The 12,809-nt window shown below is 42.3% G+C and carries 13 protein-coding genes; 7 read left to right on the forward strand and 6 right to left on the reverse strand.

Annotated elements, in window-relative coordinates:
- Nucleotides 1-7: 7 nt before the first annotated feature.
- The 3 genes from Q0R52_RS10305 to Q0R52_RS10315 all read left to right on the forward strand — a co-directional run bounded on the left by Q0R52_RS10305 (nucleotide 8) and on the right by Q0R52_RS10315 (nucleotide 2,249).
- The gene (locus Q0R52_RS10305; RefSeq protein WP_295794541.1) at nucleotides 8-898 is read left to right on the forward strand and encodes a DUF4272 domain-containing protein; all 891 of its coding nucleotides are present in this window, start codon (nucleotides 8-10) and stop codon (nucleotides 896-898) included.
- 91 nt (nucleotides 899-989) lie between these two features.
- Nucleotides 990-1,493 carry a cytidine deaminase gene (locus tag Q0R52_RS10310; RefSeq protein ID WP_295794543.1) on the forward strand — a complete coding sequence of 168 codons (504 nt, stop codon included), beginning with the start codon at nucleotides 990-992 and terminating at the stop codon, nucleotides 1,491-1,493.
- Nucleotides 1,494-1,589: 96 nt separating this feature from the next.
- Nucleotides 1,590-2,249: a GDSL-type esterase/lipase family protein gene (locus Q0R52_RS10315; protein ID WP_295794545.1), complete on the forward strand. Its 660-nt coding sequence runs from the start codon at nucleotides 1,590-1,592 to the stop codon at nucleotides 2,247-2,249.
- A 90-nt stretch (nucleotides 2,250-2,339) separates the two neighbouring features.
- On the opposite strand, the gene Q0R52_RS10320 is transcribed toward Q0R52_RS10315, so the two are convergent.
- Together Q0R52_RS10320 and Q0R52_RS10325 are read right to left on the reverse strand one after the other, a co-directional pair.
- Nucleotides 2,340-3,134, reverse strand: coding sequence for a hypothetical protein (locus tag Q0R52_RS10320; protein ID WP_295794556.1), 795 nt, complete (start codon nucleotides 3,132-3,134; stop codon nucleotides 2,340-2,342).
- A 147-nt stretch (nucleotides 3,135-3,281) separates the two neighbouring features.
- Entirely contained in the window at nucleotides 3,282-3,704 is a 423-nt protein-coding gene (locus Q0R52_RS10325; protein WP_295794557.1) for a nuclear transport factor 2 family protein, read from the reverse strand.
- Nucleotides 3,705-3,896: 192 nt separating this feature from the next.
- Between Q0R52_RS10325 and Q0R52_RS10330 the strand changes: the two genes are divergently transcribed.
- The gene (locus Q0R52_RS10330; protein ID WP_295794559.1) at nucleotides 3,897-4,406 is read left to right on the forward strand and encodes a YdeI/OmpD-associated family protein; all 510 of its coding nucleotides are present in this window, start codon (nucleotides 3,897-3,899) and stop codon (nucleotides 4,404-4,406) included.
- A gap of 55 nt (nucleotides 4,407-4,461) precedes the next feature.
- Here Q0R52_RS10330 and Q0R52_RS10335 read toward each other — a convergent pair whose 3' ends face one another.
- Both Q0R52_RS10335 and Q0R52_RS10340 read right to left on the reverse strand, forming a co-directional pair.
- A complete protein-coding gene (locus tag Q0R52_RS10335) occupies nucleotides 4,462-5,478 on the reverse strand; it encodes a hypothetical protein (protein ID WP_295794560.1) in 1,017 nt (338 codons plus the stop codon).
- A 160-nt stretch (nucleotides 5,479-5,638) separates the two neighbouring features.
- Nucleotides 5,639-6,289: a DUF4279 domain-containing protein gene (locus Q0R52_RS10340; protein ID WP_295794562.1), complete on the reverse strand. Its 651-nt coding sequence runs from the start codon at nucleotides 6,287-6,289 to the stop codon at nucleotides 5,639-5,641.
- A 71-nt stretch (nucleotides 6,290-6,360) separates the two neighbouring features.
- Between Q0R52_RS10340 and Q0R52_RS10345 the strand changes: the two genes are divergently transcribed.
- Entirely contained in the window at nucleotides 6,361-7,692 is a 1,332-nt protein-coding gene (locus Q0R52_RS10345; protein WP_295794563.1) for a serine hydrolase domain-containing protein, read from the forward strand.
- A gap of 352 nt (nucleotides 7,693-8,044) precedes the next feature.
- Here the strand turns inward: Q0R52_RS10345 and Q0R52_RS10350 are convergent, their stop codons facing one another.
- Entirely contained in the window at nucleotides 8,045-8,182 is a 138-nt protein-coding gene (locus tag Q0R52_RS10350) for a type II toxin-antitoxin system RelE/ParE family toxin (RefSeq protein ID WP_295794564.1), read from the reverse strand.
- 9 nt (nucleotides 8,183-8,191) lie between these two features.
- A complete protein-coding gene (locus Q0R52_RS10355; protein ID WP_295794566.1) occupies nucleotides 8,192-8,416 on the reverse strand; it encodes a hypothetical protein in 225 nt (74 codons plus the stop codon).
- A 196-nt stretch (nucleotides 8,417-8,612) separates the two neighbouring features.
- Here Q0R52_RS10355 and Q0R52_RS10360 point away from each other — a divergent pair, with 196 nt between their 5' ends.
- Together Q0R52_RS10360 and Q0R52_RS10365 are read left to right on the forward strand one after the other, a co-directional pair.
- Nucleotides 8,613-11,414, forward strand: a complete 2,802-nt coding sequence (locus tag Q0R52_RS10360; RefSeq protein WP_295794567.1) for a DNA gyrase/topoisomerase IV subunit A — start codon at nucleotides 8,613-8,615, stop codon at nucleotides 11,412-11,414.
- 100 nt (nucleotides 11,415-11,514) lie between these two features.
- Nucleotides 11,515-12,651, forward strand: a complete 1,137-nt coding sequence (locus Q0R52_RS10365; RefSeq protein WP_295794568.1) for a glycoside hydrolase family 18 protein — start codon at nucleotides 11,515-11,517, stop codon at nucleotides 12,649-12,651.
- The last annotated feature ends 158 nt before the right edge of the window (nucleotides 12,652-12,809 follow it).

Consider the following 12,809-nt stretch of genomic DNA (forward strand, 5'->3'; position numbering starts at 1 on the left):
GCCGATAATGAGTGCCGAAATAAAAATAGAATGTCCGAAATGTGGTTGGGAGCCGGACGGATACCCTCATTGGGGATGTACTTGCGGTCACTCGTGGAACACGTTTGAAACCAAAGGAAAATGCCCGGCGTGTGGCAACCAATGGCAGGATACAAGTTGTCCGGGCTGCCGCCAGTCGTCGAAACATGAAATGTGGTACACAAGTGGTGAGAAGCAAGCGGAGCCTGTTGGGACCGACCATGCCGAGTTACGAAAGCGAAAACAAATTATTGAAAATAAACTGGTTGGTTATGGCATAAAAAACAGCCGTATCAGTTACCTGCCTTATCTTGAATTTTCAGAAGATGATTTTCAATCGTCCCAGGACATTGGTTGCAGGATATTGATTTTATGGGCTGTGTCATATGTCGCCGGCGCCCCAGCGGAAAAAGACATTGTTGAGAACTGGTTGAAAACGACAGGGCTATGGGACAAAGTATCGGAGAGTGAGAAAAAGCTTTTTGAAGAAGAAGTATCTCAACGAAAGTTGATTGATTTTTCATGGCGTATCGAAGCTTGTATAGTTTTATCGTGGGCTGTAAATTTAATCGAAAATTTACCAGACCTCGATTGTCAAATATCTGATGATGAACTTGATGAGTTGATGATCAAATTGCCAATAAATGAAAATCCCGACTTCTTTTTAAGCACACTTGCTCTTAGAAACAAAGAGGAAATTTTTATTGAGAATATTATCAACGAGATGATAACCTGGCACCTGCGAGACTTGATGCTTTCCAATAAAAAAGAAGAACAAATTATAAATCCGGCAATTTCATTCGAGAGGCACTACGCACTAAACTGGGTGCGGAAATTTAGTGAAATTTCGGAATGGGATGAAACAGATACCTCTACTTAAAGTGGTTCTTTCAAATTTAATCATGAAAATCCATTAAATCCCAAAATCGTGTCGTATATTGTATCCCCCGTATTTTCAGGGGATATTAAAAATGACAGAACACCAAATAGAAATAAACTTTAAAGAATATATATCCTTAAACGAACTGGATAAGGCCAGCCACGCGTTATGCCTTGAGGCGGTAAAGGCCATGGAAAGCTCACACTCGCCCTATTCAAAATTCAGGGTGGGGGCAGCACTGAGGTTGCAAAGCGGCAAAATTGTTTACGGCAGCAACCAGGAGAATGTAGCTTATCCATCGGGGCTTTGCGCCGAACGCGTGGCATTATTTACCTGGGGCGCCAATCACGCTGACGACCCCATCGAAGCAATGGCGGTAACGGCTGCTACGGATGAATTTGAGCTTTTGAAACCTGTTACCAGTTGTGGCGCCTGCCTGCAGGTACTTGCCGAATTTGAGAAAAAACAAAATAAGCCGATCGAAATTATCTTATTCTGTAACAATAGCCCGGTTTGGGTAATGAATGGCGTGAATAGCTTTTTGCCTTTTTTGTTTTTTGAAAACAGGCTGAATGCAGAAGTAAAAGGCCTGTGACAAAACTTGCGAAGTTTAACTCGATTTGTTTGTTTTTATAGGCCTCGTTGAGGGCTTCGCCGTTTGCAAACATCGTAAGTTTGAAGATATCCAGTTATGAAAGCAAAATTAATCCTACTGTTCCTATTAGTTTGCATCGGCAGCCAACTGCACGCGCAAGCAGGTTTCCCGTTTGATAACGAGATACGCGATTTTAAACACCAGGACAGTCTGAAATTTCCGCCCAAAAACGGCATCCTGTTTATCGGCAGTTCATCCATCCGTAAATGGACGGACCTTGAACAGCGCTTTTCTAATGAGCCCATCATCAGGCGTGGGGTTGGTGGCTGCGAACTTTGGCAGATAGTTGACTATTATACCCCATACATATTGTTCCCCTACCAGCCGCGCAAAATTTTTATTTACGCCGGCGAAAATGATATCGCTGCAGGCAAAACCGGCAAATTTGTTTTTGAAGAATTCCAAAAACTTTGGGAAATGATTAACAAAAAATTATCTAAGGCTACCATATACTTTATGTCGGTAAAGCCGAGCCCTAGCAGGGTGAAGTTTATAGGCGAAGTGAATATTGCCAACGGACTGATAAGAAGCTATCTTAAAAATAAGAAAAACAGCATCTTTATTGACGTAAGCACGGTGCTGTATGCTCCTGGAAGCACCATGGTTGATAACTCTTTATTTGAAGGCGATTTGCTGCACCTGAATAGCAAAGGGTATGATAAATGGCAGAAGGTATTGGAGCCGTTTGTGAACTAAGGTTGATTGAGTTGACCAGGTTGGATTTCGTAATTAGAAAAGAAGCCATTTCATAATTGGTATGAAATGGCCTCTTTTTTTTTATATATATCAAAGAGCTGTTACCTCGCCTGTAAGCAGGTTAACCAGGTAGCTTTTGTTTGGAGGCGTCAAGGTAAGCTTGGCCATGTGGTTTCCTAAATATTCCAACGTGCCTGCTATCATGTTAATTGTATTATCCGGCCAGCCCTTATCTTGCCTCACCAGGGTGATGTTAAGCAATGCAGTGCCGGAAATGACATCCGCCGAGCCACTGGAAACATCCACCTTAAGTCCCTGCAATTTATAGCCGATATAGACATAATTATAGCCTACCGAATTTACGGTTTCAACCAACGAATATAAGTACCCATCCATAGATACAAGCTTATAGGTTTGGTCGAGGGCCTTTACCTTATAATTCTGTGCGGTGGTGTATTTGTTATTAAATAAAGGTCCTTTTTCGGTGTTCATCAAACTGTCGTGCACTAAATAGCCATCAGGAATGGTAGTGCTGCAGGTGTATACAAATTTAAAATTACCAAAGAAGGTTTTGGTGGTGTCACCTGCAGTTGCGGTGGTATTATAGGTAGTATCAATGGTATAGCCGCAAAGCGGATTTACGCTAAATAACACCGGACCGGAGTGGTTTGATGAAATATGCGATGGCGCCTTTATTCCCTCGTTTATATTTGCGCCGCCATATTTACCGCTTATTGACTGCACAAGGTTCAACGCGATCTGTTTACTTAAGGCGGCATAGTCAGTGTTGGTTTTGTCAACCGGCTTGATTGCGCTTTTTTTACACGATGTATAGCAGTATACAACTGCCAGCAGCAGTAGCATGCGGGTGAATCCTGATTTCATTATGTGCTTGATTGGGGAGTGAAAAAATTTATCGCACAAATGTAACATCTAACTTACTCCTAATGTAATTTTTACATAAATAAAAAAGGCCCCAACCACAGGGCCTTTTTACTAACAAACTATTTAACTAAACCTAAAACTAAATTCTTATTTAAAAACGCTGTACACGTTGGTGATTTTCCAGCCGTTGCCGGTGTTGGCAATGGTTACGTAGTTATTGCGTACAAAACTGTCGTATTTCATAGAAACTTTTACGATGGTAACGCTTGCAGTGCTCTCAACAATTGATGTGCTGGTAGTGCAGCTTTGCTCTATGTTTTTGTTTTCTTTAAAGAAGGCAAGCATGTCATTTTTGCCAAAGCTCAGCATTGTTTTTCCACGCAGCATATTAAACTCTGCTGTTTTATCCAAAACGCCATCAAGCCCTGCTAATTTGCCGCGGGTCATGGCATCAACAAAAGTATTAATTGCATAATTTGGAGTTGTTTTTTCGTCGATAGTGTTTGCTTTTGCAACACCGCATATAACTAGTAGCGCTAAGCCCAGTACGATTGATTTTAAGGTTTTCATAATGTTGTAATTTATTTGTGATTTTGTATTTGATAATAAGACAACGCTAGTTTTCCAATAGTTACAAGGATTTTTATTTTTAACAAACATTTAACAATAAGGCGCATTAACAACATTAAATGCCATAAAATGTGCCTTATCTTTATCCAAAATCGGTCTTAGGGGCTTATAATTGCAGTATTTTTAAAATACATGGTTACGTTTAACACAATTATTTTACAATTTGACGGGCAGGGCGAAAAAACCGGCTGGAGTTATATTTCTATCCCGGCCGATTTGGCGCAGAAGCTAAAGCCGGGCAACAAAAAATCGTTCCGCGTTAGGGGAATGCTGGATGGGTTGGCCGTGAGTGGCATGGCCCTTATGCCAATGGGCGAGGGTGATTTTATCATGGCACTAAAGGCCGAAGTACGAAAAGCGCTGCGCAAAAACAGTGGCGCTATGCTTACGGTAAGCCTGGAGGAAGATGTAGACTATAGAGTAGATTTACCCGAGGATTTAAAAGAATGTTTCGACTTTGAGCCCGAAGCCCTGGATTTTTTTAACAGCCTGGCAAAATCGCACCGCGAGTATTTTCTAAAATGGATAAACGGTGCCAAAACTAACGAAACACGAAACAAACGGATTGTAAATACTGTAAACGCCATGTTGCGAAGGTGGGACTATGGTAAAATGATGAGGGAGATGAAAAATGAGATTTGATGTGGGGGCTGTTGTATCGGCTTGAGCCGGACGGTGATAATGCGTAACGCCTGGCTTACTTAGCTGAAACCAAACTGGCAAACAACTCAACATCATCAATATTCATCAAAATTGTGTCGAACGATCTGCTTGCCCCATAAAGTTTTTCAATCAGCACAGGTTCGTTAAATGTAATAAGCAAGTTGCCGCTTTTGCTGGTTATACCGCCTTTAAAATAGGTTCCTGTTGAATGATAGTCATATCGTATCTTCTCTACTGAACTGACGTTGCTGATTGTGGTAACGGCCCGCCAGCGTAAGCCGGTGCGCAATATCAATTGGTTATTGTTTACCAATATTTTTCTTTTCAGGATTGCAGACAGATCGGCAATGAATAAAATAAAACTGTAACAGGAAAGTACGGTTACAATTATCGCGGCGGTATTGCTCCATTTTCGCAGGAGAAAATGAAAGGCCACAATTTCGACCATCATGGCAAATATAAATATGCACCACAGGGCAATATAGCCAAACTCCCGGTGCGCGGTGAAACTACTGTTATTGTTTTCGACGGCCTGCTCCTTTTTCCAGAATAACAGTCCGTACCTTAATACAGCCAGTTCGGATGCTATTATTTTTACACCAAACGATTCACCCATAACACCGGCCATTGCGCTGCGCAAATTATAAACCGGGTCCGGAAAAATGGACTTATGAACCAGGTATATCTTTCTTAACTTGTTGAATTTGGTTACCGCATAAATAATAAACGCAATTTCGGCTACCGCAGTTAATTTGCGTACCTGCAAAATATATTCCCGTTGCTGTTGCGGCAATACCAGGTAAGCCACACCGCAGCTCAGGCTTATAACAATCAGAAGTTTTTTAGCTGATATTTTTAATGGGCGGATAATAATAAAATAATAGAGCGCCGGGAACGTAATTACAAAATCAGCTAGCAGGCCGTCGGCAATTTTGTCTTTGGCGGCTATGGGGACGGCGTGAAGCATTAGCATTCCGCCAAAAAATATGAGCACCGCTATAATAGTTATTGCTGCGATATTCCGGGTGGGTTTTGCAAAGGCGGCTGTCATTATTTGAAATTTTATAAAGGTAACTAATATTGATGAAAGGGGTTAGGGGAGTGGTTTGGGAGAAGTAATGAAATATATTGCTGAGAACTTGCGTTTTTACGTAATCCATCTTAATATTGAGTTGATAAAATTCGTCTTTCAAATCTTCGTGAATTTTATCTTACGTAAACTGCTCTCCCCAAGCAGCAAAATCGAAATCAATCCCCAAACCCAGTTCATTCATGATTTTTATACATTCTGGGCTTATCGACGCACTTCCCAGGAGTTGATTACCGGCATGGAAATCCATGTTAATCTGCAGCCAGGCGTTAGCCCTGGTTTTTAACGCAACTATGCCATCTTCATCTGTTTTCAGATAGTTCAACAGCTTTCCAAGCTTATTTTCAAATTCATCCGGTTCGGGGTTAGGTGTTATTTGGATGCAACTAAAAGTATACGCCGCCTTTTTGTTTTGCTTTAGATCCCCTTTGTTCCAATTTTTTGTGACTTTTAGTTTTGTTAGACCCCTTAACTCCGCCGCTGTTAATTCTTCAGATGTTACACGCAAGGATACTATGTTACGTGATTCGGTTCCGACATTATATATTTCCTTTTTAATCGAATCGATATAAACCGCAAAATAAAAATATTCACCCTGTACAGGAAGGTAGGCTATGGTGATATTCCCTTTTTCTTCCCGGTCTATGCGTTCAATTTTAAGCCCATGCTCATCATAAACAGGCTGATGAATTTTAAGATATTGTTCAGTAACCCCCATAGTTGGGCTGGTCAATTCATTGAGAATTAATTGTAAAACTTCATCATCGGTCATTACCAAAAATAGCGATTGTCAGTTAATTTGGCTAACAAATAACATATCTTTATAGACTAAACACAACCGCAATGACTAAAAAAATACTCGCTATCGCATTTCTTGCTTTTACAATAAATGTTACCGCATATGCCCAAAATGTAAATAAAGCAAAATTGGACAGCTTTTTTAATGTATTAGGCGCCAATAATAAGCAAATGGGCAGCATAGCAATTTCGGCTGGCGGGAAGCTGGTTTATCAGAACGCAATAGGTTACAGTGCTGTTAACGGCGACAATAAAACGGCAGCAACCACCAAGACAAAATACCGCATCGGTTCGGTAACAAAAATGTTTACTGGCACCATGATATTTCAATTGATTGAAGAGAAAAAATTAACCCTTGAAACCTCTTTATCAACATGGTTTCCGCAAATCCCCAATGCCTCAAAGATTACTATAGGGGAAATGCTGAGCCACCGCAGCGGACTACACAACTTTACCGACGATCCGCAATACAAAACGTACATGGCAAAGCCACAAACCGAAACAGCTATGCTGGCAATCATCCAAAACAGTAAACCCGACTTTGAGCCAGATTTGAAAGCCAGCTATAGCAATACAAACTTTGTGCTGCTGGGCTATATCATCGAAAAAATTACCGGTCGCCCCTATGCTGATGAATTAAAGAAACGTATCATTTCAAAAATTGGCCTAGCCGATACCTACTACGGCAGCAAAACAAATTTCGCTGATAATGAAGCATTCTCCTTCGTTTATAACGGGAGCTGGCAGCAGCAGCCGGAAACGGACATGAGCGTCCCCGGTGGGGCAGGCGCAATAGTTTCAACACCAACCGACCTGGTTAAATTTATTGAAGCCCTGTTCGGTGGAAAACTGGTTGGTCAAGGCAGCCTTGACAAAATGCAAACTATGCGTGAGAATTATGGCATGGCTATGCTTACAATACCGTTTAACGATAAAACATCATACGGGCACGGCGGCAGCATTGATAGCTTTTTGTCGATGGTGTCCTATTTCCCCGAAGATAAAATGGCCGTGGCTTACATATCAAATGGAGCCGTATATGCACCAAATGACGTAATGATAGGCGTTTTAAGTATTTACTTCAACGAGCCTTTCGTGATACCTTCTTTTAAAACCGCCACCCTGAAAACAGAAGACCTGGACAAATACCTTGGCGAGTATTCAAGCACCCAACTGCCATTAAAAATTACCGTCACCAAAAATAATACAACGCTTATGGCACAGGCCACCGGCCAATCGCAATTTCCCCTGGAGACTGTTGATACGGACAAGTTTGTTTTTACACCGGCTGGTATAACAATGATTTTTAACCCGGCGAAAGGTGAGTTTACGTTATTGCAGGGAGGACAGAACTATTTGTTTACGAAGGGGAAGTAGTAGGTTGTTTTTTAAATCTGCAAGGGTTTGCACCAGCGCATCGCTGTTCCAAGACTTTCCTGCAATACCTAGTGGGTAATGCTGTGTTAGCGATAGCAGTGGATACCGGCCTGTGAATAAGGCCCGCAGGCGTATGAACGGATAGCGCGACCCGCTTCTATCAGCGGGAAACACCCAAAGTAACTATGTTAAGCTATAATTTTAGTTTATCAGGATTTTGCCTGTTATCAAACAATGTCAAAATCTCAACAGTTTCTCTATTCGCAGTGAAATATATTGATGTTTGTGGCGAGGCAACGCAACGACGTATTTTCTTTCTTACTATAACTATTGGAAAATGTTCGGGCGAATTTTATATGTGAGTTATAGTCTGCTCGAATTGTTGGGTAACATCAATGGTAATTTCAACACCCCATTTTTCCAATAAATAATCAACCAATTTTTCGTAGTCATTGGCGGCTCGTTCTGTCCACCTTAAGTTATAACTCACAGATTTACACTAACGATATAATTTTTTATTAATTCTTGCAATTACTTCATCATGCGATAAAGTACGTCCTGCGGCGACATCCTCGAGACCGTCTTTTATTCCTTCTATTTCTGTTTCAGACAAATCACCCCAATCCTCATCTGCCAAACGAAATTTTAGACCCATCCGGCTTAATAGCGCCTGTAAGGCAGGCAAATCGCGTTCTTTGTCAATTTCTACTGTTAGCGTTGTCATACTATCAAAATTACGCATATAATTAATATTTTCAAATACGGGGCCTTTAAATAAATACTCTCGGCGCCTCCGTGGTTAAAAAAACAGCCCCACCAATGTTAATACCTCTCAAAGTGTTTAAAAATCCCGGCTCTCAAAATCCACACATCCGCACAATATATTTATCTTTACCCATCCATATTTTTTGTAGCTAATAATGAGTGAAGAATTAACACCGGAAGAGATACCTGCTAATAACGAAGAAAAATTACACACCATTACCTCACTCGACGGGCTGTACGAAAACTGGTTCCTTGATTATGCCTCGTATGTAATCCTCGACCGTGCCGTTCCGCATATAAATGACGGGTTAAAACCTGTTCAGCGCCGCATACTGCACTCGTTGAAAGAGATGGACGACGGGCGCTTTAACAAAGCAGCCAACGTTATTGGCAACACCATGAAGTACCACCCGCACGGTGATGCGTCTATAGGTGATGCCATGGTGCAGATTGGCCAGAAAAATTTGCTGATTGACTGCCAGGGTAACTGGGGCGACCCGGTAACCGGCGATTCGGCTGCTGCGCCGCGTTATATTGAGGCGCGCCTGTCGAAATTTGCGCTGGAAGTAGTTTTTAACCCTGATACTACAGATTGGCAAGCCAGCTATGACGGCCGGAACCGCGAACCTATAACGCTGCCGGTAAAATTTCCGTTACTGCTTGCGCAGGGTGCGGATGGTATTGCCGTGGGATTGGCTACCAAGATAATGCCCCATAATTTTAATGAGCTGATTGATGCCTCAATAGAAGTATTGAAGGGCAACCTGCCAAACCTGATGCCGGATTTCCCGACCGGGGGGATGGCGGATGCTTCGGCCTACAATGATGGGCAAAGGGGCGGTAAAGTGAGGATACGTGCAAAAATAGAGGAACGCGATAAAAAAACACTGGCCATTACCGAAATTCCATTCAGTACTACTACCGGTGGGTTGATGGAAAGCATTGTTGCCGCTAATGAAAAGGGCAAGATCAAAATAAAGAAGATAGAGGACAATACATCGAGCAGTGTGGAGATTGTGGTGCACCTGGCGCCCGGGATTTCGCCCGATGTGACGATTGACGCCCTGTATGCTTTTACCGACTGCGAAGTTTCGATATCACCAAATACCTGCGTAATACAGCATGATAAGCCGCGCTTTATGAGCGTGAACGATATGCTTACCGAGAGCACGCACTACACCCGCCAGCTGCTGAAAATGGAGCTGGAAATTAGGCTGAAAGAATTGATGGAGAAGATATTTTTTAGCTCGCTGCTAAAGATATTTATCCAGGAGGGTATGTATAAGCACCCGGATTACGAAACGTCCACCAATTTTGAAAGGGTGCTGGATGTATTAGACAAGTTGTTTACACCGTTCTTCCCGCAGTTTTACCGGGCCATTGTACCGGAAGATTATAAGAAGCTTATCGATAAACCGATGAGCAGCATTACCCGCTTCGACGTAAAGAAAACGGATGAACAGATAAAGGGGCTCGAAGCCGAAATAAAAGAAGTAAAACATCACCTAAAACATCTTACCGACTATACCATCGCATGGTTCCAGAAACTGAAGGACAAGTATGGCAAAGGCCGGGAGCGCAAAACCGAACTACGTACGTTCGACAGGGTAGAAGCTGCCCAGGTGGCTTTGGCCAATGCCAAACTTTATGTTAACCGTGTTGATGGATTTATCGGCACAGGTTTAAAGAAGGACGAGTTTGTAACCGATTGTTCGGATATTGATGAGATTATTGTGTTCCGCGAGGATGGGCGCTGCCTGATAACCAAGGTGCAGGACAAAGTTTTTGTGGGTAAAGAAATAATACACGTGGCCGTATTTAAAAAGAATGACGAGCGTACCGTGTATAACATGATTTACAAAGACGGGCAGAGCGGGGTAAGCTATATCAAGCGTTTCTCGGTAGTGGGCGTTACCCGCGATAAGGAGTACGATTTAACCAAGGGTACTAAAGGTTCGCGGTCATTGTATTTTTCTGCCAATCCTAACGGCGAGGCGGAGATTGTTAACGTGCAGCTGAAACCGCATAGCAAGCTTAAAAAATTGCAGTTTGATGAGGACTTTGCGGCGTTGGCCATAAAGGGCCGGGGCTCGATGGGTAACATCATAACCAAGTACCCGGTTAAAAAAATCATCCTGAAAAGTAAAGGTGTGTCCACACTGGCAGGCCGAAAAATTTGGTACGATGATATATTAAAACGCCTGAATGCCGATGGCAGGGGTAAATACCTGGGCGAATTTGACGGCGACGATAAGATACTGACCATATTGAGCACTGGCTTGTACGAATTGACCAGCTTCGACCTCAACAATCACTTTGATGATAAAATGATTGTGATTGAAAAATATGACCCGGCAAAGGTTTACTCAGCAATACACATCGACGGCAAGTCGAAAAATTATATGGTGAAAAGGTTTGTATTTGATAACCTGGCCATAGGCAAGCAGACCAGCATCATCAGCGATGAAAACGGTTCGAAACTGGTGTTGATATCAGGCTCGGTACAGCCAGTAGTAAGCGTGATACAATTAAAAGGTAAGGAACAAACACCGGAAACCATAGAGGTTGATCTATCGGCAGTGATTGATGTTAAAGGGATGAAAGCGATGGGCAACAGGCTATCGCAGCACACTGTAAAATCGGTTGAGTTGATGGCTGAAATTGAACCGCCGGAAGGGGAAGTAATTGCAGATGTGGAAGAAGACGAAACAGTTGAAAGTGCCGAAGAGGAAACCATCGCTGATGTAAAAATGGATGACGATGATGACACAGATGGGGACATAATAGCTGATACTAATGCGCCGGAAGATAAACCCGTTCCGCCCGTTCCAACTAAAGTGGTGGAACCAGCAACTGAAGAAGAGTCGGTGAAACCACAACCTAAAAAAATAGACTTTGAAATAACTAATCCTGACGATATAGATATTGACGATAAAGGGCAGCTGGGATTATTTTAATTGACTATATTATCATAGCGATGGGTTTCAAGCTCATCGCTATTTTTAAATCCGGTCGATTTGTTATGAAAATAAAATTCAATAAACAACAAACTATACCATGCGTCATTTACCAAAACCTTTCCGCCTGATTGCTGCCATCGCGCTGTCAACCTGCCTTTTTACAGCCGCCGCCCAGCCCAAAAAACATGTAATTATTGGCTATGTAGGTGGTTACCGCGGTTTAATTGATACCACGATGGTGGATGCCAAAAAGCTCACTCATATTAATTATGCGTTTGTAAACGTAAAAAATAACCGGGCATGGCTCACCAATATTAAAACTGATACTGTCAATTTTAAGAGCCTGCTTAAACTGAAAAAAGTAAACCCCGATTTGAAAATCCTGATTTCAATTGGGGGATGGTCATGGAGTAAAAATTTCTCGGATGCGGTGTTAACTGATACTGCGCGGAACGCGTTTGCAGCCAGTGCGGTTGAGATCATAAGACAATACAAGCTTGATGGTGTTGACATAGATTGGGAATATCCTAATGATATTGGCGACGGCAATGTGTTCCGCCCCGTGGACAAGCAGAATTTTACACTGATGTTTAAGGCGCTCAGGATGGAGTTGAATAAACTGGAAAAAGAAACCGGCAAAAAACTTTTCCTTACTGCGGCAATAGGCGGCTTTAAACGGTTTACCCTTAATAGCGAGATGGATAAGGTGGCCAAGTACTTAAACTATGTAAACCTGATGACATATGATTATTTCCAGGATAGTTTGGGCGTTGCCGTACACCACACTAACCTGTACGTATCAAAAAGATATAACCCCGCCTATGACAATGCCGACAAAGCCATCAGCGACTTTATGGACGCAGGCGTGCCTGCCAATAAACTGGTAATGGGCATGGCTTTTTACGGCCGGTCGTCGAGGGTTGTGGATACGTTGGCAAATGGTCTTGGTACCAAAACTGATGGTAAAATGCGCGCCGGCGGTTTCACTTTTATAAAAGACAGCCTGGTTACCAATACTACAAAGGGCTTTAAATATTATCGCGATAATGACGCCGCGGCGCCCTATCTGTTTAACCCTGCTACTCGGCAGTTTATATCGTACGAGGATGAGTGGTCGGTAAAAAACAAATGCGACTATGTAAACAAAAAAGGTTTAGCCGGCGTGATGTTTTGGGAATACAGCGACGATAAAAAAGAGTATTTGCTGAATGAGATAAATAAGGATTTGAAGTAGGAGTCCGAAAGTCCGGAAGACCGAGGGTCCGAAAGACGAAACTGGTTGCTTGTAGCTTTCGCGCAAATGCGAATTTAGATTAGATTTGTCAGCCTTTAAAAGTTGACAAATCTCTTCCCCATTTCTATATAGCAGTATAAATTAATTTCAATCGTTTC

Source organism: Mucilaginibacter sp. (assembly GCF_025359345.1).
In the GTDB taxonomy this organism is placed as follows: Bacteria; Bacteroidota; Bacteroidia; order Sphingobacteriales; family Sphingobacteriaceae; genus Mucilaginibacter.